Annotated in this window: 27 protein-coding genes; 18 read left to right on the plus strand and 9 right to left on the minus strand. The window is 41.6% G+C overall.

What is annotated here, in order from left to right; translation table 11 throughout:
* Window positions 1–170: 170 nt before the first annotated feature.
* The 3 genes from sat to CP948_RS08215 are packed head-to-tail and all read left to right on the plus strand — an operon-like array spanning window position 171 to window position 3,018.
* Window positions 171–1,325: a sulfate adenylyltransferase gene (gene sat, locus CP948_RS08205; protein WP_096603307.1), complete on the plus strand. Its 1,155-nt coding sequence runs from the start codon at window positions 171–173 to the stop codon at window positions 1,323–1,325.
* 14 nt (window positions 1,326–1,339) lie between these two features.
* On the plus strand, window positions 1,340–2,533 hold the full coding sequence (locus CP948_RS08210) for an FAD-dependent oxidoreductase (RefSeq protein ID WP_096603310.1): 1,194 nt from the start codon (window positions 1,340–1,342) through the stop codon (window positions 2,531–2,533).
* Window positions 2,530–3,018 carry a V4R domain-containing protein gene (locus CP948_RS08215; protein WP_096603313.1) on the plus strand — a complete coding sequence of 163 codons (489 nt, stop codon included), beginning with the start codon at window positions 2,530–2,532 and terminating at the stop codon, window positions 3,016–3,018. The genes CP948_RS08210 and CP948_RS08215 overlap by 4 nt, the downstream gene beginning before the upstream one ends.
* Here the strand turns inward: CP948_RS08215 and CP948_RS08220 are convergent.
* From CP948_RS08220 to CP948_RS08250, 7 genes are read right to left on the minus strand one after another with little or no spacing between them, the layout of a single operon-like run.
* Entirely contained in the window at window positions 3,008–4,003 is a 996-nt protein-coding gene (locus CP948_RS08220; protein WP_245810122.1) for an NHL repeat-containing protein, read from the minus strand. The genes CP948_RS08215 and CP948_RS08220 overlap by 11 nt on opposite strands.
* A complete protein-coding gene (locus tag CP948_RS08225; protein WP_096603319.1) occupies window positions 3,985–4,812 on the minus strand; it encodes a NifU family protein in 828 nt (275 codons plus the stop codon). Before CP948_RS08225 ends, CP948_RS08220 begins: the two co-directional genes overlap by 19 nt.
* Entirely contained in the window at window positions 4,796–5,977 is a 1,182-nt protein-coding gene (locus CP948_RS08230) for a tetratricopeptide repeat protein (RefSeq protein WP_096603322.1), read from the minus strand. Before CP948_RS08230 ends, CP948_RS08225 begins: the two co-directional genes overlap by 17 nt.
* Entirely contained in the window at window positions 5,977–6,195 is a 219-nt protein-coding gene (locus CP948_RS08235; RefSeq protein WP_025306152.1) for a hypothetical protein, read from the minus strand. The genes CP948_RS08230 and CP948_RS08235 overlap by 1 nt, the downstream gene beginning before the upstream one ends.
* A gap of 11 nt (window positions 6,196–6,206) precedes the next feature.
* Window positions 6,207–6,965, minus strand: coding sequence for a hydrogenase maturation protease (locus tag CP948_RS08240; protein WP_096603325.1), 759 nt, complete (start codon window positions 6,963–6,965; stop codon window positions 6,207–6,209).
* On the minus strand, window positions 6,962–8,596 hold the full coding sequence (locus CP948_RS08245; RefSeq protein WP_096603328.1) for a nickel-dependent hydrogenase large subunit: 1,635 nt from the start codon (window positions 8,594–8,596) through the stop codon (window positions 6,962–6,964). The genes CP948_RS08240 and CP948_RS08245 overlap by 4 nt, the downstream gene beginning before the upstream one ends.
* Window positions 8,597–8,620: 24 nt before the next feature.
* Window positions 8,621–9,592: an NADH-quinone oxidoreductase subunit B family protein gene (locus tag CP948_RS08250; RefSeq protein WP_096603330.1), complete on the minus strand. Its 972-nt coding sequence runs from the start codon at window positions 9,590–9,592 to the stop codon at window positions 8,621–8,623.
* Window positions 9,593–9,744: 152 nt separating this feature from the next.
* Here CP948_RS08250 and CP948_RS08255 point away from each other — a divergent pair, with 152 nt between their 5' ends.
* The 12 genes from CP948_RS08255 to CP948_RS08310 all read left to right on the plus strand — a co-directional run bounded on the left by CP948_RS08255 (window position 9,745) and on the right by CP948_RS08310 (window position 18,576).
* Window positions 9,745–10,176 carry a DUF1641 domain-containing protein gene (locus tag CP948_RS08255; protein WP_096603332.1) on the plus strand — a complete coding sequence of 144 codons (432 nt, stop codon included), beginning with the start codon at window positions 9,745–9,747 and terminating at the stop codon, window positions 10,174–10,176.
* 4 nt (window positions 10,177–10,180) lie between these two features.
* Window positions 10,181–10,639, plus strand: a complete 459-nt coding sequence (locus CP948_RS08260) for a helical membrane plugin domain-containing protein (protein ID WP_096603335.1) — start codon at window positions 10,181–10,183, stop codon at window positions 10,637–10,639.
* Window positions 10,640–10,766: 127 nt separating this feature from the next.
* Window positions 10,767–11,453, plus strand: coding sequence for a DUF4198 domain-containing protein (locus CP948_RS08265; protein ID WP_096603374.1), 687 nt, complete (start codon window positions 10,767–10,769; stop codon window positions 11,451–11,453).
* Window positions 11,453–11,875, plus strand: a complete 423-nt coding sequence (locus tag CP948_RS08270; RefSeq protein ID WP_096603338.1) for a hypothetical protein — start codon at window positions 11,453–11,455, stop codon at window positions 11,873–11,875. The genes CP948_RS08265 and CP948_RS08270 overlap by 1 nt, the downstream gene beginning before the upstream one ends.
* Window positions 11,854–12,903: a transporter gene (locus tag CP948_RS08275; RefSeq protein ID WP_096603341.1), complete on the plus strand. Its 1,050-nt coding sequence runs from the start codon at window positions 11,854–11,856 to the stop codon at window positions 12,901–12,903. Before CP948_RS08270 ends, CP948_RS08275 begins: the two co-directional genes overlap by 22 nt.
* Before the next feature lie 11 nt (window positions 12,904–12,914).
* On the plus strand, window positions 12,915–13,562 hold the full coding sequence (locus CP948_RS08280; protein ID WP_096603344.1) for an energy-coupling factor ABC transporter permease: 648 nt from the start codon (window positions 12,915–12,917) through the stop codon (window positions 13,560–13,562).
* Window positions 13,552–14,124, plus strand: a complete 573-nt coding sequence (locus tag CP948_RS08285; protein ID WP_096603347.1) for an energy-coupling factor transporter transmembrane component T family protein — start codon at window positions 13,552–13,554, stop codon at window positions 14,122–14,124. The genes CP948_RS08280 and CP948_RS08285 overlap by 11 nt, the downstream gene beginning before the upstream one ends.
* Complete coding sequence (locus tag CP948_RS08290; protein ID WP_096603350.1) at window positions 14,117–14,896, plus strand: energy-coupling factor ABC transporter ATP-binding protein; 780 nt, start codon at window positions 14,117–14,119, stop codon at window positions 14,894–14,896. Before CP948_RS08285 ends, CP948_RS08290 begins: the two co-directional genes overlap by 8 nt.
* Window positions 14,897–14,917: 21 nt before the next feature.
* On the plus strand, window positions 14,918–15,238 hold the full coding sequence (locus tag CP948_RS08295) for a hypothetical protein (protein WP_096603352.1): 321 nt from the start codon (window positions 14,918–14,920) through the stop codon (window positions 15,236–15,238).
* 9 nt (window positions 15,239–15,247) lie between these two features.
* Entirely contained in the window at window positions 15,248–16,102 is an 855-nt protein-coding gene (locus CP948_RS08300) for an NAD(P)-dependent oxidoreductase (RefSeq protein ID WP_096603355.1), read from the plus strand.
* 48 nt (window positions 16,103–16,150) lie between these two features.
* A complete protein-coding gene (phoU, locus tag CP948_RS08305; RefSeq protein ID WP_096603358.1) occupies window positions 16,151–16,819 on the plus strand; it encodes a phosphate signaling complex protein PhoU in 669 nt (222 codons plus the stop codon).
* On the plus strand, window positions 16,816–18,576 hold the full coding sequence (locus CP948_RS08310; protein ID WP_096603361.1) for a HAMP domain-containing protein: 1,761 nt from the start codon (window positions 16,816–16,818) through the stop codon (window positions 18,574–18,576). Before phoU ends, CP948_RS08310 begins: the two co-directional genes overlap by 4 nt.
* Here CP948_RS08310 and CP948_RS08315 read toward each other — a convergent pair.
* Together CP948_RS08315 and CP948_RS08320 are read right to left on the minus strand one after the other, a co-directional pair.
* Entirely contained in the window at window positions 18,546–19,010 is a 465-nt protein-coding gene (locus CP948_RS08315; RefSeq protein ID WP_096603364.1) for a DUF3467 domain-containing protein, read from the minus strand. The two genes, CP948_RS08310 and CP948_RS08315, sit on opposite strands and share 31 nt — an antisense overlap.
* Complete coding sequence (locus CP948_RS08320) at window positions 19,007–19,576, minus strand: hypothetical protein (RefSeq protein WP_096603377.1); 570 nt, start codon at window positions 19,574–19,576, stop codon at window positions 19,007–19,009. The genes CP948_RS08315 and CP948_RS08320 overlap by 4 nt, the downstream gene beginning before the upstream one ends.
* A gap of 93 nt (window positions 19,577–19,669) precedes the next feature.
* Between CP948_RS08320 and CP948_RS08325 the strand changes: the two genes are divergently transcribed.
* From CP948_RS08325 to nuoK, 3 genes are read left to right on the plus strand one after another with little or no spacing between them, the layout of a single operon-like run.
* The gene (locus CP948_RS08325; RefSeq protein WP_096603367.1) at window positions 19,670–20,275 is read left to right on the plus strand and encodes a NuoI/complex I 23 kDa subunit family protein; all 606 of its coding nucleotides are present in this window, start codon (window positions 19,670–19,672) and stop codon (window positions 20,273–20,275) included.
* Window positions 20,263–20,754 carry an NADH-quinone oxidoreductase subunit J family protein gene (locus CP948_RS08330; RefSeq protein WP_096603369.1) on the plus strand — a complete coding sequence of 164 codons (492 nt, stop codon included), beginning with the start codon at window positions 20,263–20,265 and terminating at the stop codon, window positions 20,752–20,754. Before CP948_RS08325 ends, CP948_RS08330 begins: the two co-directional genes overlap by 13 nt.
* Window positions 20,751–21,053, plus strand: coding sequence for an NADH-quinone oxidoreductase subunit NuoK (gene nuoK, locus CP948_RS08335; RefSeq protein ID WP_096603372.1), 303 nt, complete (start codon window positions 20,751–20,753; stop codon window positions 21,051–21,053). The genes CP948_RS08330 and nuoK overlap by 4 nt, the downstream gene beginning before the upstream one ends.
* The last annotated feature ends 108 nt before the right edge of the window (window positions 21,054–21,161 follow it).

Below are 21,161 nucleotides of genomic sequence, written 5' to 3' on the forward strand. Positions count from 1 at the left end.
CCTGTAGCCTTTATAGAGAGAGGTACAACCCACGAGCAGAGGACTCTAATAAGCAGTCTTTTGGAAGTTTCCCAAAGTCCTCCAGAAGTTAATCCGCCTGCAGTTATGGTGGTGGGCAAGGTGGTAAAGCTTAGAGAAGTACTTAAAAAAACCCTTGAGGAGGTTTTGGTATGATACTACCACACGGTGGAGAGCTTGTCAGCAGAGTAGTTCCCGAAAGGGAAAAGTTGAAGATCATTGAAGATGTAAAAAAGCTTCCGAGCCTTCAAGTAGATACAGACAGCCTTCTTGACATTGAAAACATAGCGGTGGGAACCTTCTCGCCTATAAAAGGTTTTATAACCAAGGAAGAGCTCCTTAGCGTAGCGTACAATATGATTTTACCAAACGGAACTGTATGGACCATTCCCATAGTCCTTCAACTTAAAGAGGAGCCAAAAGTGGGTGGCAGAATAGCTATAAAGGACAGCAATAGTCAGATTAAAGCGGTATTAGATGTAAAAGAGGTTTATAAAATAGAACTGAAAAAAATAGCCAAGTTGGTTTGGGGAACAGAAAGCGAAGACCATCCAGGAGTAAGGCTCTTTTACTCAAAGGGTGAGTGGGCTGTGGGTGGTGATGTGTGGCTTTTGGAAAAAACTAATTTTTCTTTTAGAGAATGGCTTTTGGAACCAGAGGAGACCAGAAAGGTTTTTGAGTACAGAGGATGGAAAAGTGTAGTTGGTTTTCAGACAAGAAACGCACCACACAGAGCGCACGAGTATTTACAGAGGATAGGTCTTGAAGTTGCAGACGGACTATTTATAAATCCAGTATTAGGATGGAGGAAGTCTGACGATTTTGATCCCCATACAGTTCTTGTAGCTTACGAGCATCTCATAAACAACTACTATCCCAGACACAGGGTATTGCTTTCAGGCCTTGCCACAGCAATGAGATACGCTGGACCCAGAGAAGCAGTCTTTCATGCCATAATAAGAAAGAACTTTGGATGCACACACTTTATAGTAGGAAGAAATCACGCTGGTGTGGGAGACTTTTATGACCCCTATGATGCACACAGGATATTTGATAAACTGCCCTCATCCATAGATATAGAGATAATAAAAGTCTCTGCTGTTTTTTATTGCAACGAGTGTGGATGTATGGCATCTGAGAAAAGCTGTGGACATGACGAAAGCAAAAGGATATATGTCAGCATGACCAAGATAAGAAACATGCTTAGAGAAGGTAAAACTCCACCTGAGGAGATGATAAGGAAAGATGTAGCGAAGCTTCTTATGGAAAGGGTGGGTACACAAAGCTTGACGAATGTTCATTCATAATTTAAAATTATCCCATGAAGTATTTTGATGTAGTAATCATAGGTAGTGGTCCGGGTGGTTATACGAGTGCTAAACTTCTCCTTGAAAGAGGTAAAAAGGTAGCTCTCGTAGAGAGGTCTGTTTTTGGTGGAGTGTGTCTCAACGCTGGATGCATCCCAAAAGAGGGGCTTTATGAGCTTGCCATTAGAGAGGGTAGACCTCAGTGGAGAGTTGCGGTTCAGAGAATTCAGGGAAAAGTCATAGAGATAAGGGATATGGCACTAAAATCTTTGCTTTCTAAGGGACTAACATACATAGAAGGTGAGGCTGAACTCATTGACGAAAAGGTAGTAAAAGTTGGGAATAGAAGACTAACCGCTCAGTATGTGATCCTTGCCTGTGGCTCAAGACCAAGGGAGGTGGGGATATCTCCAGAAGACATACTCAGAGGGTGGGTCATTCCAAAAAGTAGTGTATGCGTTGTAGGTGGAGGTGCTACGGGTTGTGAGCTTGCTTTTATACTATGTTCCTTTGGTTTTAAGGTATTCCTCGTAAGAAGAGATACAGTTTTAAAGGGTTACGAAAACATCCCAGAAGAATTTGCTCAGAAGTTAGAGGATGAGTTGGAAAGATGTGGTGTAAGGTTGGTAGAAGATCTAAAAGACGCAAATGCAGACCTAATTATAAAAGCAACAGGAAGAGTACCCAACTTTTGCCAAGGGAGGTTTCCCTTTGTAGCTGTAGATGAATGGGGGTATGTAAAGGTTGATGAATTTTTAGAAACAAGTCTTGAAGGAGTATTTGCAGTAGGAGACATAGTACCACCAATGGGTGCAGGTTATGCTTTTGAAAAAGCGAGAGTAGTAGTCCATAACATACTTTATGGTAAGGAAAAAATCTTTGATCCAAAGAGGGTACCAGTAATTTTTTCTTCTGCTTATCAAATAGGCTTTGTGGGAAGTGTAAAAGACGCTAAGGTCTTTGCAACAAAACCTCTAAGTATAAACCCTAAGGCCTATGTTACAGAAAAGAACGGAGTTATAAGTGTGGGATTTGATGATGATGGAAGGCTTGTTTACTGTTGCGTGATAGGTAAAGATGTGAGTGAAATACTTAACCTATGTGCTACCTTTTTAGGTAAAGAATTAGAAGAGCAACCTTTCGCTCACCCTTCTTATGGAGAAATAATGAACGAGATACGGTCAATAAAGCAGGAGGTGTGTAAATGAGGGATCCTGAGGTTATTTCCAAGGTGCGCGTATTCCTCAGAGAGGAAGGGGTAATAATTCCCAAAGGTCCTATAAAGGAGTTTTACTCTCAGCTTATGAAGCTCTCGGGCTTTGGGATTGGTGGTTTGCTGGTTTTTTCTGGAAAAAAGGCGGGAAAGATGGCAGGTACATACATAAGAAGCATAGTGGGAGAGGAACACCCTTCAATGAGCATGGTAGTGCCTTATATAAGTGCCTTCCTTGGAGAAACAGGCATTTGTAAAGTTGAGGAATACGAACTGTTAGATTCTCAAGTGCTCTTTAAGGTTAAGGATTCCATATTTGCACAGGATATAGAAAACAAAAAACCTGTGTGTATGCCACTAAGCGGTGCTTTGGCAGGAGTGTTTGAGGAGATCACGGGTAAAGAGTGGGACTGCAAGGAGCTTGAGTGCAAAGCTCAAGGTAAAGAACTATGTATTTTTGAGGTAAAGCTCAAGCATTAAAACTGTAAAGGACCACTCTGTTATTTCCAGTATCTGCTATAAGCAGAAGATCCTCCGTAGAAAAAACAGCATAAGGCCAACATAGAGTGTCTTTATAAACTCCTTCCCAACGATTCTCTCCACACTTGGAAAAATCTTTTTGCCCTAAAACAGCTACAGGCTCCCGTTCTTCAAAGATAAGTACCCTGTTGTTTGAGGTATCCGCAACAAAAAGTAAGCGATGGTTTGCACTTACGCCATAAGGCAGGTTTAAATTGAACCGTCCACATCCCTCTCCACGACCCAAGTAAAAGTCAGCCTGCTGTGCACACCTGAGTGAGTTCCTAAAGGCATAAACTTTGCTTACTCCTGTACCCGCATCTGCCACAAAGAAGTATTCATCCTTTTTGCAGATAGCATGTGGCCAGCCAAAGCCTTCGTACACCTCATCTGGTTTTTGCATACTGTCTGGTATACCTTTCCATTTAAGGATACGCCTGTTGCCCGTATCGCAAACATAAAGATCATCCCCATGATAATAAACGCCAAAACACCAAAAGAACAGATTTCTATCTACCTGTTTAAGATTAGGTTGGCCTATTACGTGGTCAGGTTTTGAAAAACTCTCTTCAGGCACCCTATCCCATAGGAGTATCCTATGGTTCCACGCATCCGCTACAAAAAGTTTACCTTCATCTGATACAAACACACCCGTAGGCATGAAAAGACCTCTTTCCGTATCGCCACCTGCATTTGGATGGTCAGAGTAAAAGTCCATCTGACCGAGCACCACATCCGCTGGCTGGTTCTCTTTTGGCAGACTCTTCCATATTAACACCCTATGATTACCCGTATCCGCTACTATTAAAGTATTATCCTTTAGAAACACACCTCTAGGACCGTAAAGGGTACAAGGTGAAGCCTTTGCGTCTGGCACTTGCAGGCTAAACTCAGAACTTGCACCTATAGCGCTTAAAAACTCCACCTTCATTCTACCTTTAGCCACACATATCCATTTTCTATCCTCGTATGCACAGGAACCAACTGTACATAGTTGGCAGTAAGACACTCACCTGAAGTTATACTGTACTCAAAGTTATGCCAAGGGCATATTAGAATACCTTCTTTTGTAAGCTTTCCATCGTGTAATGGAAGACCCTGGTGCGCACAGGAGTTTCTGTATGCGTAAATCTTCCCTTCCCAAAGTACTAATATCACATCAGTCTTTTCGTGCAAGAACCTGTATACATGACCTTCTATTAGCTCGCTAACATTAAAGGCTTTCACATAACCTTCTTTTTTTTGAGAAAACTCAATAAAGGCCTCTACGGGAGTGTCCTTTGCAAGCTCCACCCTCTCAACGCTTGGAACAAAAGACTGAACCGCTTCAAGTATGGTCTGTTGGAGAGTAAAAGAAACTTGTGAACAGCCGGTGCATGCTCCCTTTAGCCTTACATAAAGCGTGTTGTCCTTCAGGTCTACGAACTCTACATCTCCCCCGTGAGACCTTATGTAAGGTTTTATGAGCTCAAGTGCTTTAATTACCTTAGTCCTGTCATCTTCTCTGATTAAACCGTGCTTTAGGAAAAGGCTATAGACCTCTGGCTCTTTCACAGCTTTTAATAGTAGCTCCTTACCTATAGGATCCTCCTTGATGAGCCTGACAAGTTTAACTAAGGCTATTTTTGTGAACTCCTCAATGCTCTTTACAAGCTCACCCACAATCTCTCTTTTTTCATCTTCAAAATCCCTTACCTTTTTAAGAAGTTCATCTATCCTCTCTGCCAATTTTTCAAAGCTAAGTTCCTCCGTCATAGCGAGCCTCCATAAGCGTGTGTATCTCTTCTAATATTTCCCTTATACCGGCCATTTCCTCTTCCATCCCATACTTATTGAAAATATCAAAAGCCTCCGTAAGATGTTCTTTTGCTTCCAATAGCTTACCTAAGTGTGCCAAAGCGTTGCCCATGTTGGCTAAAGTGCGCGCATAGCCTATTTCATCTTTAACCTCTCTGCGATAGTTTAGCACCTCTTGATATAGCTCAATGGCTTGCAGAAGATTTTTTGATGGATTAGCTGTAGGCAGATACTGTAGTGCGTTAGCATAGTTCATGGTAGTACTTGCCCATTCCTTAGGATACTTTTCCTTGGTAAACACTTTAAGTGCATTTTTAAGGCACTGTACTCCGTAAGCTAACCTAACCTGATCCTCAATATCACTGACGCCTGTGGATAGGTAAGCGAGCCCCATATTGTTGTTTATTAAAGCGTACATGTACGGATCTCTGTATAAGGTAAAGAAGTTAAGAGCTTCCCAGTAATGTTTTACGGCTTCTGGTAGGTTTCCCATGGAGGAGTAAGCGTTCCCCAAATTAAAGTGAACATCACCCTTCAAAAAGTCTGCACCGGTTCTGGATAATCTTTCGCTTAGCTCTTCAAGAAGTGCTATTGTGGCGTAATTTGTACCTCTGTGTTCCATTAGCAACTTTGCCTTTTTGAGAAGTAGGTTTGCAGAAAAAAGAGGGGATGAGTTTTTTATAAGTTTTATTGCGCTATCAAGCAGTAAAAGAGCGTCTTCTATCTTTCCCTTTTTCTCAAGCACCTGCGCTCTTCTCCACAGTACCAGTGCGTTCAGGTCATCTCTACCCAAGTCTTTGATATCAAAATCCTCAAAAAACAAAATGTCAAGCATATATGAAAGCACATCGTCCTTTAGCGCCTGCTTCTGTCCAGTAAGCAGGGATAAGTTATAGTTTTTTACATCTTCTTCCTGAATGTTTGAAAGGCTTTGGAAAGCTACTTCCCAGTTTCCATCCTTTACCGCTGAAAGGATCTCCCATTCAGGTGGTAGTTTTTCAAACTTCAGTATAAGAATAGAGTCCACATACTCCTTCCACCCATTCCAATAAGGAAGTATAAGGAAATCAAAGGGAAAAGGGAGAATGCCTACTGGTTGAGGAAACACCTCTCTCCAATTCATCAACAACATCCTCCCAAGCCATCGTTAGGGTAGGGAAGATCTCTATTTGCACACCTTTTTATGTAGTTTGCTGCTATCTGAGCCTTTTCCTTAGTGAAGTACCTTCCCACTTCGTACCTTACGGAAGAATCTTTAAAAAGGACTTCTATAAAAACGCTCCATTGTCCATCTTTTTCCTCTACAAAGGTTTCCGCAAGAAGTGCTTTTTCCTTAAACATGATAACCTCCTTCAGAGAAGGGACACCAATAGTCCGTTCTCTTCACTATTCCACACTGCCTTTTTCTTACCAAAAGGTATGCCGGGAGGGAGTAGCTCCCACACAAGGACAGCTCTATCACCATTTTTATTTATCCTCTTGAAAAGCAAGCCACCTTGCACATCTGTGGGCAGAGGAAATATGGTGAATTGCATACCTTTTGGAACTACTATAACACTCATGCAACGGTTAAAATAAGTTTCTGCTACTGTTGCAGGAACCAAAAGATACCCATCTTCCCTGAGTTCTACCTCAAAAACACCACCTCCCTCTATGTTGTGTTCTTTCATTATGTACTCTGCAAGCTCTTTCATGGCGTTTTCTACCTCCTCAGACAAAGTCTCTCCTATCCCAAAGTTCTTACCCTCAATGAGGTACACACTTATTCTCTTTGGGTAGTTTCCGTTCAAAAGGTGCTTGGCTAAAGCTATTGCGTGATACCATTTTATTGAATGTAGGTTGGCTTCTTCTTGAGAAGGTAGCTCCTCCACCTCCTCAGCAGGAACTCTAAAAACTGTGCCGGGTTTTTCTCCTGTGTAGCAAGCGTCTACTATCACCACCTCATCAGCGCTTTCCATGTGAAAAGCTACATCTATGCCAGATGTTCCACCATCTACGAGTTTTACATGTGGGGGAAGCCCGCGCTCCCACAGGTATCTTATAAGGCGCGGACCCACCCCGTCATCACCGCGTATAGGATTTCCGCATCCTACTATAACTATTTTCCTCATTTGAAGGTACCAAGTTTGTACCTTGCCAGCTCTTCACCGCGCTTTCTATCATAAACATGAACAGTGCAGACAAGACATGAGTCAAAGCTTCTCGCCACATGAGCCACCTCTATGGGGTCTTCTGGATTCTTTATTGGAGCGCCTACTATGGCCTTCTCTATTGGACCCATCTGTCCCTTGGAATCCTTAGGTCCTATGTTCCACGCGGTGGGGGTAATTATTTGGTAGTTCTTTATTTTACCGTTCTCTATCACTATCCAGTCCGCCAAAGCTCCCCTTGCTGCTTCTGTGGCTCCGAATCCTTTGCCTTCAGGTAGTTCTTTAGGCTTTTTATAAAACCTATCATCTTTGAAGTCCACCTTAGCAAGCCATTCTTTTACCCACTTGTAGTACTTTACAGCTTCGTGCATCCTTGCAAGGACTCTTACCATAACGCTCGGTCCTATCTTGCTGACTATGTTCTTAAATAGCGGATCTATAGCGTGTTCTATGCATCCTGCTGCTGAACATGCTGATTTTGCTTCTTCGTATCCTGCAACTACCTGTCTTGCTAAAGGTCCAGCTTCTAAGGGAACAGGCTTACCATCTATTAGGTACCTTGGTGATTTTGCCCATGAATACTTACCTTGACGCTTTGCTACTTCTGGGTCAAGAGGCACCGTTTCACCTTCCCAAGGATGGAGCAGAGAAGAACCTTCAAAATAAGAATGGGTGACATCCTCCCTTACGTTCATTTGATCAAACACATAGTACTTGCCGTTATAGACAACTCCCGAAGGAGATTGCAGAGCTTGATTCCTTCCCTCTATGGTAGAAACAGGATAAAACTCTGGATCTATATAAGTGCCATAGGCTAGGAAAGCATTTACACCTGCACCGTACTTATCAAGGCCGTTTTCCATACAGAACCTTAAAAACAGTCCACAATCTGAATTTCTATGGCTTTCACTCTCATCTAACCATTTGAGTATGTCATCCCATGTCTTGTTTTCAAGCCACCTGTCTACGGAACATCCCAGCCATACCTTTTCAAGCCATTCGGTCCTGTACCTTTCAAGAAGCGCATAAGCCCGAGTTATGTGGTCAAGCTGAGGAGCACACATCACGCCACCAGGAACCATAAAGCTTGAGTGAGGCCACTGACCTCCAAACATAGCATACACCTTTACGGGAAGTGCAGAGATCTCAAGTCCTATCTTATACGAAGTTCCTACAAAGGGTGCCCAACGCTTAACTACTTCATCGTAAAGCTTGCTCTTGGCGTAGTTTTTATTTACAAAATCTATAGCGAATATGGCGTAGTACCATCTGGGAACAGACTGAAGTGTCTCACATGCCTGAGCTATGTTTCTTATGTGCCACGCGTTGGGTGGAACTTCCGTCCTCCAAGCGGTGTCTATAGCCTGACAGGCTTTATAGAGGTGGCTTCCTCCACATATACCGCACACCCTTGGTGTGACTATAAGCCCTGCGAGAGGATCCTTTCCTCTAAGGATGATCTCAAAGCCCCTGAACATGACCGCCTCTACTTGAACATCTACAACATGCCCGTCCTCTACGAACACATCTGCTCTCACATCACCCTCTAACCTTGCCAGAGGGTCTATAACTAAGTGTTGCTTAGTAGCCATGGTACGCACCTCCTTAATTTTTTTTCAAACCACAAATATGTCTTCGGTTGCCCACTTGGGTGCAGCTATCCTTGCAGTTACTGCGTGAAGCATGTAAGTGAATTTGTCCGCTTCGTATACGGATTCTTTGGGTATAACTCCAGCAACTTTCTGCGTCTTGAAAATGGTACCCGGAGCGAGGTCAAACCATGGGAAGGCAAACTCAGTACAACCTATACACGGATGTCCTGACCTTTGCTTTGAGCTAACACCGTTCCAAAGTATTCTATTGCAAGGTGCGTGGGTAAGTGGTCCTCTGCACCCAAGCTCGTAAAAGAGACATCCCTTCCTTGTACCTTGTCCAAACTCTTCTGCTGATATCTTCCACTCGTGAAACTGAACCCTCGTACAACCCGTTTGAGAAAAAGTCTTAAAGAATGTAAGCGGTCTCTGGTATTCATCTAACTGTATGTCCTTAGCTCTTCCTACAGCTAAAGCAACTAATACTTGCGTTATCCAGTCATAGTGAGCAGGACAGCCTGGTATGTTTATGACAGGAAGGCCTCCTCTGGACACAAAGTGTTCTCCTAAGAAGCCACCTTTCTTTGTTTTGTGAAACTGAAGCCCAGTGGATTCTGTGGGATTCGGGGGTACAGCAGGTATGTTTCCTTGACAAGCGCAGTTTCCTACAGCTACCACATACTTTGCTACATGAGCAAGCTCATATACCCAATCCTTCATAGGCCTTCCAGCAAACATGTTATACCTACCCGTTCCATTTGGACCAAGAACCACTGTACCTTCAAAGACGAAAATGTCAAGGGGGATCTTCTCAGCAAGTATGTCCTTTAAGAGCGCTTGAACCTGATTCCCCATCTCAAGTCCTGCTGAAGGGTGCCAGAGGATCTCTATACCAAAATCAGTAACAAGGTCGCAGACAGAAGGGTACTCTGCATTTAAAAAGGACATGGTGTTTCCGTTGCATGCACCACCGTGTAGCCAAAGCACTGTAGCCATGATACGTACCTCCAAACCATTTTTAAGAGTAAAATACCCACCTATTAAATGAATGTCCATTCAATTTACTTATACCCTCTATAAGGAAAACTTATAGACAGCGAACGATTGTTCATATATTTTTTAGGAAAAATGGAATAAGGAGGTAAACCATGAGCTATCATGAACCCGCCCTTTTAGAAGGTTTAACGGTAGGTGAAGCAAAGGAACAACTCAGCCAGCTTATAGACAAACTTGAGACAGTCAATTTTCTACTTTCCTCCCTTGAGGAGTTAATGCAGAGGACGCCATTCATTCTTGAATCCATAAGCTCTGAAGTTATACGCTTTAGAGAAAAGTTTAGGGAGTCAGAAGATGGTATAAAAGGCGTATTTGAGCTTGTTTATAGCCTTATGGAACTTTTGGAAAAAGAGAATATTGCCTCTCTGCTAAATGGAGTGCTTGAAGCTTACAAAGAGGTAAAACAGCACGATTATAGGACAAGCATCACGGGCATGGTAAGAGCTATGACAGACCCAGATGTGCAAAGAGCCTTAGCTTTTGTACTTCTTGCTCTTAAGAAGATGGGATCTTCTATGAGGTGAGGACATGAACAACGGTTATGTCTTTTTAAGAAGAGCCGAAGACGAGCTTGTAGAAGCCTACTTTAAAAAAGACGAAAACATAAGGCATCTTACTACTTTCCTAAACAGCATGGATGCTCTTGCGTATTTTGCAGAGATACTTCACGCGTATGTGGAGGCAAGAGAGGATCTGAGTGTATACATACATGAAACTAACAGGGAAGAGAGGGAAAAGTCTGTAAAGGCTGGGGCGGAGAAATTAGACTTCTTGGTTAAGGAACTTATAGGAACCCTTGAGCTTGGTAATCTTGCAGACTTTGCAAGGGCTAACTACGAAGCTTACGAAGAGACAAAGAAAAACCCAAAGAGAGTTGGGCTATTTGGCATTTACAGAGAACTAAGGGATCCAGATGTACAGCTCGCATTAGGTTTTATATTTACGCTTTTAAAACGAGTCTCTTACCTTTTCAAGGCTAATAAGTAAGATCTTCTCTCTCTTCCCTCCCTTTCTTTTTTTTGTCTTTTGTGATGTCTATCATATTGACTAATGAACGACTAATCGTTAATATTACTTTTATGAAAAAAGTAATACGGAGGTGTAAGATATGGGTATGAAGAAGTTTCTTATTCCTTTATTGATTCTATCGTCCTATGCCTTCTCCCATGACCTGTGGATAGAAAAAGAAGGGAATAGGTATGTTCTGTTCTACGGGCATCTTCATCCTAAAGAAGGTGATGAAAAACTTATAAAGTACAAACCAGAAGAGGTTCTTAAATTTGAGTGTTTTGATGTTAACGGTAAAGCTATAACATCCAAGTTTGAAAGGTCTTATCCTGCAAAGCTGGAAGGTTCTTGCGGGGTTGTGTTTGCTTTATTCTCTTCTGGATACTGGACAAAAAGCGTACACGGACTCAAAAACCTTCCTAAAAACCAAGTACAAGATGCTATAGAAAGTTGGTTGTCCTATGAAAGTGTAAAAAGGATAAACCAGTGGTCGGAGGCTTATACAAAACCTCTCGAAGAGGATATAGATATAGTGCCTTTGGAAAACCCTCTAAAAGCCAAAGTGGGTGAGAAGATCACCCTGGGTGTGTACTACAGGGGAAAACCTTTAAAAAATGCAGTGGTGGCATACGACGAACATCCCATAGGGACTACTGATGAAAACGGAAAGATAAACATAAGGATAAAACATTCTGGACTTCAGATGATAAGCACTTCTATAAGAGAAAAGGCTGATGGCGTAAAAGCTGACTATGTAGTAAAGACTGCTAACCTGTCCTTTGAGGTCAAGTAATGTGGTTCCTTACACTGCTAATCTCTTTCTGCTTTGCTCATGACCTTCAGCACAGCCTTTCAAAGGAAGGAGAGTGTGTTGTGCTTAGTTTTTACTTTCCTGACGGCACAAAGTTCTCTTACGAGAAGTATGAAGTTTACAGGGAAGGGGAAAAACTTCCTTTTCAAGTAGGCAGAACGGATGCCTTAGGCAGAGTGGTATTCTGTCCTGATAGAAAAGGTAATTGGACAGTCAAAACCGCTTCAGAAGATGGACACGGTGCACTTGTTGAAGTAAAAGTGGAGGATACACGAATACAAGCAATGGGTTCGCTGTTTGAAAGATATCAAAAGGTTTTCGTAGGTGGTGGTATCATTCTTGGCCTCTTTGGCATCTTAGAACTTTACATAAGGAGGGTATCATGGCTAAGAAAATTCTTTTGACCGCTTTTCTTTATAGCACTCTCTCCTTTGCTCATCACGGTGTTGCTGCATTAGGTGCTGCCGGTCTTGAAGGTCCTGGTGCACCCTTAGAGACATCAAGCTCCGCAACCCTGCCCGAGGGTAGTTGGCTCTTTTACATAAAGCTTGACCATGTGAAGTGGAAAAAGTACTCCTTTCAGGAGTTCCCAGACCAGAAAGATACTTATGACTTTTTCCTGTACGGTATAGGCTACGGACTAAAACCTTGGCTCTCTGTTTATCTTTTTACTCCTTATTATGTAAAGACTGAACTCAAGTCTATAAACAACGACCCCGCAATGGGACAGTACTCTTACACCAATTCTGGGTTTGCAGACATTTCTTTAATGGCTGTGTTGGGTTTTAAGTACGATAGAGGTTTTAAGCTCGTTCCTAAGAATGAAAGTCTTGATGACCTTATGGACTGGCACTTTACCGTGTACGGAGGTGTATCTGTACCTACTGGAAACCCTAACAAGTACGACCGCTCAAGGGACCCAAGAGGTGAGTTCGCAGCGGATATGGCTACTGGCTTTGGAAAACCCGCGTTTACCGTTGGTTTTACCTCTACCAAGCAGTTGGTTAGCTTTCCAAAACTAACTTTCGTTTTTGATACCAATTACATAAAGTTCCTTGAGCATACTTATAACTTTAGGGATACTCCAGACTCACCAAAAAAGAAGTACAAGTTTGGTGATGAGTTCAGACTTAACACCGCATTAGCCTACAGGCTCTATACGAATATGGAAAAGAAGTTCCGTGCGGACGCTCTTTTGGAGGCTAACTTTCAGTACAATCAGAGGGACAAAGAAGACGGTGTAAAACTTGAAGGTTCAGGTGGCAAGATACTTTACGGAGTTGTTGGTACAAGGCTTTACTACAAGAGCATATCCTTAGGTGCGGGCATCAAAATTCCCGTTTGGAAAAAGCTTAACGAAGAGAGTCAGCAACAAGGAGGAGAAGGTAAAGAGCGCTACAGGTTGATAATTACAATATCTGCGCTATTTTGAAGGAGGAGGCTATGCACATACCTGATGGGTTTGTAGCACCGCAAGTTTATGTACCCGCTTATTTTTTGGATGGGATTTTTCTGATTTACGCTTTTAGAAGGTTCAAAAAAGTCATGGAAGAGCGAATGATACCTTACATAGCTTCCTTGTCCCTTTTCTCCTTTATCCTCATGTCTATAGCTGTGCCACTTCCAGGTGGTACTTCCGTTCATGGTTTAGGAATAGCAAGCCTATCTTTACTTTTGGGTCCATGGATAGCCTTTGTATGCGTATCTCTTATACTTTTTTTAGAGGCGGTAATATTTGGGGAAGGTGGTATAACTACTTTTCCTATAAATTCTATAGCTATGGGTTTTTTAGGGAGTTTTTTCGCCTTTTATACATACACTATAGTAAAAAAATTTTTAAGCGACAAGGTTTCCCTTTTTCTTGCCGGATTTTTCTCCACTTTAGTATCGGCATTCTTCATAGCCCTCCTGCTTGGAATACACCCTTACATATTTAAAGATGCCTCTGGCAAGCCCCTTTATTTTCCCTACGGCTTCTCTATAGTTATGCCAGCATTACTTTTACCACACCTTATAGTTGGTACAGGAGAGGGTTTGCTTACCTATCTTGTAGTAAGACTTCTAAGGGGGCGTATAAGTCATGAAAGATAAGATCTTACTTTCTGTTTACTTATCTCTTTTAATTTCAGTGTCCCTGGTACATTCCTATGAGTGGCTACTGGGTATTCTCTCTCTTCTTTGTATAACTGTTTTTATTCTACCTTTGAAAAAAAAGGAGAAGATTAAGATCCTTAAAAGGTCTTTTTCTTCCGTATTCTTCTTTGGTGTTCTTGTTTCAGTACCTTATACCATCGTCGGTTTTTTCACAGGAGAAAATAGGCTTGATTACCTGCTCACCATAAATGCCCGTGCATTAGATCTCACTTTACTAACATTTGTGTTTTTAGCAGTAATGAATCCATTCAAAGCTCTTGATTTTTCAAAGAATTTAAGCCTGCTTTTGGTCATTACTTCCAGCCATGCCTTGGTGTACAGTAAAGTGCTTAAAGACTTTAAAGATGCCTTTAAAAGTAGGAGCACCGAAGGTAGAATAAGAGGTGAAGACTTTAAACATTACCTTACAAGGTTAGTGGTTTATTTCTTTGACAAATCAAAGGAAACCTCTGAAGACATTTATATAGCTATGAAATCAAGAGGATTCTATTATGATTGAGCTTAAAGATGTATGCTATTCTTACGAAGGTGAGGTAGTCCTCAAAAACATAAGTATTAATGTAAAAGAAGGTGAAAAGGTAGTACTTTTAGGGATAAATGGTTCTGGAAAAACTACATTACTCAAAGTTATAAACGCTTTGATATTTCCGCAGAAAGGGTTTTATTTTTACTGTGGTGTAAAAATTGACAAGAGCAAAATGAAAGATAGAGATTTTGTCAAAAGTTTCAGAAAAGATGTAGTACTGCTGTTCCAAAATCCTGATGTGATGCTGTTTAATCCAACTGTTTACGATGAACTTGCCTTTTCTTTAAGACAACTGGGTTTGGAAGATAAAGAGATAAAAGAGAGGGTCCTTTATTGGGCTGATAAGTTTGAGCTTTCACCTTATCTTGACAAGCCACCTTTCAAATTGAGCGGTGGGCAAAAACAAAAGCTATGCTTAGCCTGTCTTTTGGTCTTAGAACCAAAGGTGTTGCTTTTAGATGAGCCTACTGCAAATCTTGATCCCAAAACAACTGGTTGGCTCGTAGACTTTCTTTATGACCTTAAAGCAACTACCATCATCACAACGCACAACCTTAGCCTTGCGGGCGAACTTGGGGAGAGGCTTTTAGTTCTCGGTGAGGACCACACCATTATATATGATGGCCGTGTAGAAGACTTCCTTAAAGATGAAGAAAAGATGCTAAAGGCTGGACTTTTGCATAAACACAAACACAAGCACGGAGAGAAGGAGCACACCCACTACCATCTGCATAATTATCTGTAAAACTTCTGTTAAGATTTTAATATGGACGAAAGGGAACAGATTAAGTTTCACATCTCAGAAATAGCCAAACTTATGGGTCTTGCAGAGCCTGTGGGCTTTATGCTTTCTTACGAAGTAGGTGATGTATGGATAGATGTTTATGTAGAAAGGGGCGAGGATGAGTGGCAAAACAAGACATACACAATAAGTGTTCCAAAAAATAAAGGGGACAAGCTAAAGAGCTTTGTAGAGTCTGCAGGGGGAAACACATGGGACATGATGGCGGATGGAGAGAGAGTTTACGCGAGCTTAACTCAAGAGGACTGGGAGCAGGTAAGCGCATCCATAATGAATCTTTTGTGAGGTTGTGCCATGAAGGTAGGTTTTATAGGGCTTGGACACTTAGGCACAGAGATAGCAAAGAGGTTGTCTTCTCAGGGTGTGGAGCTTATAGTTTGGAACAGAACCATAGAGAAAGCTAAGAAGCTTGGTTTTCCTACAGTTGAAAAGCCTGCGGATCTACTTTCACATGTGGACAGAGTTTTCCTTATAGTTTTTGACAGTCAAGCATCTCAGGAAGTGATATTTGGCAGAGGTGGACTCGTAGAAGGAAACATAGAGGGTAAAACTATAATAGACATGACTACTAATCACTACGCTTACACGGAAAGAGCTTATCAAGAGCTTAAAGAGTATGGAGCCTATTACCTTGACGCACCTGTGCTTGGAAGCGTTATACCAGCTCAAAGGGGCGAGTTGGTAATGCTTGTAGGTGGAGATAAAGAAAAGTACGAAGAAAACTTTCCTTTATTTGAGAAATTTTGCAGAAAGGTTTATTATGTAGGAAAGGCAGGAGATGGCACAAAGCTAAAGCTTATTAATAACATGGTACTTGGTGGTTTTATGCAAGTGCTTGCTGAAGCTTTGGCGGTGGGGGAGCTTGCGGGTTTTGACAAAGAGCTTCTGCTGAGCGTGCTTTCCGATGGAGCGGGCAAATCTTACATACTTGATGTGAAAAAGCAAAAGCTTTTAGAGGAGGACTTTTCCACTCACTTTTCCGTTGACCTCATATACAAAGACCTTCACTATGCGCAGGACCTTCTGAGGGATACAAAAGCCTTTTCCTTTGCACTTCAGAATGTCAAGGAAGCTTACGGCATGGCAAGGTTTATGGGTATGGGAGAACTTGACTTTTCGGCAGTTTACAAGGTGTTCAAAAAAGCTTAACGCTTTTTTAACCTTCAAGGTATAAAGTTATATTAAAGGAGGCACATTATGAAGCTGTTTGAGGAGCTTGAGGAGACAAAACAATTAGTACTTAAGATGGCAGGACTCGTGAAGAAAGCGGTAGAAAAAGCCATAGAGTCCCTTAACAAACAAGATGTGGAGATGGCAGAGAGCATAATAAAGGGCGACGATGAGATAGATCAACTCGAGGTGGAGATAGAAAGGCGGTGTATAAGGATGATAGCTCTCTACCAACCAGAAGCTATAGACCTTAGGCTCATCATGGGAATATACAAAATAGTTTCAGACTTGGAAAGAATAGCAGACGAGGCGGAGAACATAGCGGAAAGGTCTATACTCCTTGCTCAAGAGCCACCCCTTAAACCTTACGTAAACCTAACCCTTATGGCGAACCATGTAAAGGAGATGATAGAAGACGCGGTGATGAGTTTCTTCCAAAGGGATGTGGAACTTGCCAAAAAGGTTATTGCAAGGGACGATACGGTGGACGAGCTTTATCATCAACTTGAGAGGGAGTTAATTACTTATGTGATGGAAGACCCCAGAAACATAAAAAAGGTTATAAACTTATCTTTTGTAGGAAGACATTTTGAAAGAATGGCAGACCACGCAGAAAATATAGCGGAGATGGCTGTTTACTGGTCTGAAGGTGAGGTGATAAAGCACCAACACATAAAGGAGAAGGGTATAATGTGAAACTCTACTTAACCTTTGTTGCGTTCTTTCTCACATTTCTGGGCATAAATATAGTTATCCTTGATAACCTCAGAAAAGTGTGGCATGTGGGTTTTCCTCTTATCCTCTTCGTAATAAACATAGACCTGTTAGTTCTTGTAATAGTTTTTGCCATATTTTTCAGAAAGTTCATAAAAGTTTATATTGAGGGCTCAAGAAAAAAGCTTAGAAAGAAGCTATCAAACGCTCTCTTTTTGTACATACTCATTCCTGTAATTTTTCTAAATTTTGCTACTTCTGTTATTCTTTTACAATCCACTAAGACCTTAATAAGTTCACAGCTCAAAGATATAGCTCAGAAGTCAGAAATTCTCTATCAGGCTTTAAGGGACAGGGAAAGGGAAAAAATAAAACTCTATAAGGAATTTTTCACCTTTCTCGTAAGTAGAGGAGAAGACCCAAGGAGCTACCTTAGTGGACTAAAAGAGATAGAGAACATAACTCCAGCCCAAAATTGTATGGAATCTATAGAGGAAAGCGCGGTGATTATGTGTGTTGGTAAATACAAGATAGCTTTAAAAAGGGATAAAGACACTTTGAAAAACATAAACTCTCTTTATGATGTTTCAAAACAGCTCAGAAATATTGTTAAGTCAAAAGACATCATATCTGGCATATACCTTTACTTTCTTGTCCTGATAACCTTAATCACATCTCTTGCCTCTGTGTGGTTTGGAAACTTGGTGGCAAGGCACATAAGCCTTCCCCTTGAAAGGCTATCCTCAAAAGTTAAGGAAATATCCAAAGGGAACTTTTCCATAAAGGTCCATGTGCCCAATACGGGCGACGAGATACAAGAGCTTTCAGAAGCTTTTGAGAGGATGAGAGAAGAGTTGAGGAAAATTTACACAAAGCTTGAAAACGAGAAAAAAGTGCTTGAAGAACTCATAAACGCACTGCCTGTAGGAGTTGCTTATGTGCATCAGGATGGTAGAGTTATGGTGAATGCAAGCTTTATAAAGATGTTTGGTCAAGAGGTAAAAAGTGAAGAAGACATAAAAAATCTGAAGAAAAACACATACATAAAGGAGGTGGTAATAGAGCATAAGGAAGGTAAGGTGTACATATACGAGGACATTCAACCTATTATACTCTCAGAACGCTTCAAAACTTGGCAGTATGCGGTTAAAAGAATAGCTCATGAGATAAAAAACCCCCTCACACCTATAAGTCTTAATCTTGAAAGGATCGTCCGCCTTCTTGAAAAAGAGCCAACAGATAAGCAAAAGATCACAGAATCTATAAGCCTTATCCTTGAAGAGATAAATAGGATAAAAGATATAGTGAACAAGTTTAGAGACCTATCTGTGGAGAGAGAGCCTAAGGTAGAAGAGTTGAGCTTAAGACAGCTTATAGAGGAAGTATCAAAGCTTTATGCAGGATTAAGTGTTGAGGTGTCTGGTGATAAAAGGATATACGCGGATAGAGATATGCTAAAGGACATGTTTCTTAATCTTTTCAACAACAGCATAGAGTGGGGAGCAAGGAAGGTACGCATAAATATAGATGAAGATGTTATGGAATATGTAGATGATGGCAGGGGTATAGAGAAAGGCAAAGAGGGGGTAATATTTATTCCCTATCACTCGGAAAATCCACAAGGAATGGGACTTGGCTTAGCGGTAGTCAAAAACATAGTTCAGGTACATGGCTGGTCTGTAAAAGCGGTATATGACCCAAAGGGCTTTCACTTAGTTGTGGAGTTTAAACCTACATAAGGTATTATCTGCAGTATGCGTATAAGGTGGTTTTCCCATATGGTATCAAGTACATCAGAGACAGCATCTTCTTGTTCTTCTTCCGAAAGTTTCTTGAAGCTCTCGGACTTTACGCCCTTTTCGTGAAGCAAAAGGGGCACAAAGAGCTTTCCAAGGCAGTAAAAGAGAAAAGAAAGCTCTAAGTCAGAAAGCTGTGGAAAAGTGTTGAAGGTCCTGTAGGTCTTCTCTACCGCCCAATCGGTCCACCTTTTTATCTCTTCGTCTTTAAGCCTCTGCTCTAAGCCACCTACATACATGGAAGCCATAGCTTTTGAAAGTCTTTGATCTTGCACATTAGACACTTCTGATTGTATTTTTTTTATCCTTTCCTGTTCTTTTAAGAACCTTTCCTTCCATTCTGCGTATCTACTAAACTCCTGAAAAGGTTTTATCATCCTGTCTCTTCCGACTTTTCGTACTGAGGACACTCAAGAGTAGTAAGGTCTACATCAGGGATTATTTCTTCTACCTTACTGTAGTATCCGCATACAAAGCACTCTATTGCTACCGCATAACCTACATGTATGTGTCCCACATCCCAACCGCAAAGGGGACACTCACCTTCTCCTGCCTTTAGCACTTCCAAAAGCCTGTTGCCATTTTTTATGGCACCCTGCACGCTCTTGACACGGTTTATGGCTTTTTGCACATCGTCGCTGTTCCACTCCGCACCACAGTCTAAACATCTGTACTCCGCATAACTACCTTCTTGAAGAAGTCTAAGCACCCTATTGGAACCACACCTATCGTCCAAGCACACTTCACCTATGAGCTTTCTACCGAGCTTATCAAGGATAACTTTAAAATCTTCCTTGCTAAGTCTCATAGGCACATCGTGTGCCTTATAACCGCAACACTGGCACTCTGCAACAACTCTTGGATATGGCTCGTCATACTCGCACACCTGCAGAGCTATCCTCTTACAGTGAGGGCACAGTTCCAAATGACTTAGGCAAATCATAAGGTAATAATACATTCAGTAGCTCTACAAAAATTATGATTTACATCATTAAGTTTTTACTAAGCTATTTCATAATGTAAAATACTCTAAGCTATGGGTATAAAAAAGGTAGATAGAAAGGCTTTTCTAAACTTAGTAGAAACTATACTCTTTGTAGACTTTATAAAGGGTCTGTCTGTTACTTTCAGGAACTTGCTCAGAAGACCCATAACCATCAACTATCCCCTTGAAAAGCTCACTTTACCTAAAAGATACAGAGGAGCGCACGGACACTTTGTTTGGGACGGTACAGAGCCAGATTCCCTTAAAGCTATAGGTAAGTTTATGAGCTACGAAAAGGGTAAAAGCAGATGTGTTGCGTGTTATATGTGTCAGACTGCATGTCCCATGCCTACGCTCTTCAGGATAGAAGCGGTTCAGATGCCCGATGGCACTAAAAAGGTGGTGAGGTTTGATATGAACCTCTATAACTGTCTTTTCTGTGGCCTATGCGTGGATGCGTGTCCTGTAGGATGCCTTACTATGACGGATCTGCACGAGCTTGCAAGCTACTCAAGGGCAGGGGGAGTTTTTAGGATGGAAGACCTTGAAAGGCACGCCATAGACTGGAAGAAAAGAAGAGGCAATGAACCTGACAGGATATGGATAGACGATGAAAAAAGAGAAAGACTGTGGGGGAAGATCCAGTGGAGTGGTTGATCACAGCCTTTTTATCCTTGTGGCTGATACTATCCACGTTAGGAACAGTCTTTATGAGAAATCCTGTGCATGTAATACTGTCCTTCTTATCAGCCATACTGGCTATGGCTGGTGTGTTTCTTCAGATGGGTGCGGAGCTACTTGCGGGTCTTCAGCTCATCATATACGCTGTCGCCATAGTAGTCTTTTATGTTCTTATCATTACCGTAATACCTTGGGAAAAGGTAAAGCGATTTGAAGGTATCTACAAACAGGAGCTCCTTCTTGGTCTACCCTTTTTTGTCATATCTTTTGCGGTTATGTCTTATATGACTTTGAAAGGAAAGTTTGCAGAACCTGTTAATGTCATAAGTGGTAATAATGTCAAAGATGTAGGCAAAAATCTTTTTACTTCTTACCTCTTTCCTTTCGAAGTGGCTTCTGTTATACTTTTAATAGCCATGATAGGGGCTATCCTCCTTGGGAGGAAAGAGGAGTGAGCGTTGAAAAGTTCTATCTTATCCTTAGCGTTTTTCTTTTTCTTTCCGGTTTTTTGGGGATACTCATACGCAAAAATCTCATAACAATACTTGTCAGCACCGAACTTATGCTTAACGGGATAAATCTTGCCTTTGTTAGTATAGATAGAATTCTTGGTGCTACCGAAGGTCAGGTTTTTGCTTTGTTTGTACTCACTGTTGCAGCGGCAGAGGTAGCAGTGGGTCTTGGAATAATAGTAGCCATATTTAGACTTAGAGGATACGAAGGCTCATCAGAGACTGTCCATTTGAGGGATTAATATGGAAGCGTTCCTTTTGCTGACACCCTTTTTTGCCTTTTTAGTGGTAGGTTTGGCGGGAAAGTTTTTAGGAGACAAGCTTTCTGCCATCATCACCTGCACTGCAGG

The sequence above is a fragment of the Hydrogenobacter hydrogenophilus genome (assembly GCF_900215655.1).
GTDB classification, from domain to species: domain Bacteria; phylum Aquificota; class Aquificia; order Aquificales; family Aquificaceae; genus Hydrogenobacter; species Hydrogenobacter hydrogenophilus.

Bases quoted from the DNA above. Each gene is read 5' to 3' on its own strand.
- CP948_RS08290 (WP_096603350.1), top strand. From the start codon at position 14,117: ATGATTGAGCTTAAAGATGTATGCTATTCTTACGAAGGTGAGGTAGTC.
- CP948_RS08320 (WP_096603377.1), bottom strand. From the start codon at position 19,576: ATGATTTGCCTAAGTCATTTGGAACTGTGCCCTCACTGTAAGAGGATA.
- CP948_RS08270 (WP_096603338.1), top strand. From the start codon at position 11,453: ATGTGGTTCCTTACACTGCTAATCTCTTTCTGCTTTGCTCATGACCTT.
- CP948_RS08245 (WP_096603328.1), bottom strand. From the start codon at position 8,596: ATGGCTACTAAGCAACACTTAGTTATAGACCCTCTGGCAAGGTTAGAG.
- CP948_RS08285 (WP_096603347.1), top strand. From the start codon at position 13,552: ATGAAAGATAAGATCTTACTTTCTGTTTACTTATCTCTTTTAATTTCA.
- CP948_RS08215 (WP_096603313.1), top strand. From the start codon at position 2,530: ATGAGGGATCCTGAGGTTATTTCCAAGGTGCGCGTATTCCTCAGAGAG.
- CP948_RS08250 (WP_096603330.1), bottom strand. From the start codon at position 9,592: ATGGCTACAGTGCTTTGGCTACACGGTGGTGCATGCAACGGAAACACC.
- CP948_RS08280 (WP_096603344.1), top strand. From the start codon at position 12,915: ATGCACATACCTGATGGGTTTGTAGCACCGCAAGTTTATGTACCCGCT.
- CP948_RS08265 (WP_096603374.1), top strand. From the start codon at position 10,767: ATGAAGAAGTTTCTTATTCCTTTATTGATTCTATCGTCCTATGCCTTC.
- sat (WP_096603307.1), top strand. From the start codon at position 171: ATGATACTACCACACGGTGGAGAGCTTGTCAGCAGAGTAGTTCCCGAA.
- CP948_RS08325 (WP_096603367.1), top strand. From the start codon at position 19,670: ATGGGTATAAAAAAGGTAGATAGAAAGGCTTTTCTAAACTTAGTAGAA.
- CP948_RS08275 (WP_096603341.1), top strand. From the start codon at position 11,854: ATGGCTAAGAAAATTCTTTTGACCGCTTTTCTTTATAGCACTCTCTCC.
- CP948_RS08295 (WP_096603352.1), top strand. From the start codon at position 14,918: ATGGACGAAAGGGAACAGATTAAGTTTCACATCTCAGAAATAGCCAAA.
- CP948_RS08260 (WP_096603335.1), top strand. From the start codon at position 10,181: ATGAACAACGGTTATGTCTTTTTAAGAAGAGCCGAAGACGAGCTTGTA.
- CP948_RS08240 (WP_096603325.1), bottom strand. From the start codon at position 6,965: ATGAGGAAAATAGTTATAGTAGGATGCGGAAATCCTATACGCGGTGAT.
- CP948_RS08235 (WP_025306152.1), bottom strand. From the start codon at position 6,195: ATGTTTAAGGAAAAAGCACTTCTTGCGGAAACCTTTGTAGAGGAAAAA.
- phoU (WP_096603358.1), top strand. From the start codon at position 16,151: ATGAAGCTGTTTGAGGAGCTTGAGGAGACAAAACAATTAGTACTTAAG.
- CP948_RS08210 (WP_096603310.1), top strand. From the start codon at position 1,340: ATGAAGTATTTTGATGTAGTAATCATAGGTAGTGGTCCGGGTGGTTAT.
- CP948_RS08300 (WP_096603355.1), top strand. From the start codon at position 15,248: ATGAAGGTAGGTTTTATAGGGCTTGGACACTTAGGCACAGAGATAGCA.
- CP948_RS08230 (WP_096603322.1), bottom strand. From the start codon at position 5,977: ATGAATTGGAGAGAGGTGTTTCCTCAACCAGTAGGCATTCTCCCTTTT.
- CP948_RS08255 (WP_096603332.1), top strand. From the start codon at position 9,745: ATGAGCTATCATGAACCCGCCCTTTTAGAAGGTTTAACGGTAGGTGAA.
- CP948_RS08315 (WP_096603364.1), bottom strand. From the start codon at position 19,010: ATGATAAAACCTTTTCAGGAGTTTAGTAGATACGCAGAATGGAAGGAA.
- CP948_RS08225 (WP_096603319.1), bottom strand. From the start codon at position 4,812: ATGACGGAGGAACTTAGCTTTGAAAAATTGGCAGAGAGGATAGATGAA.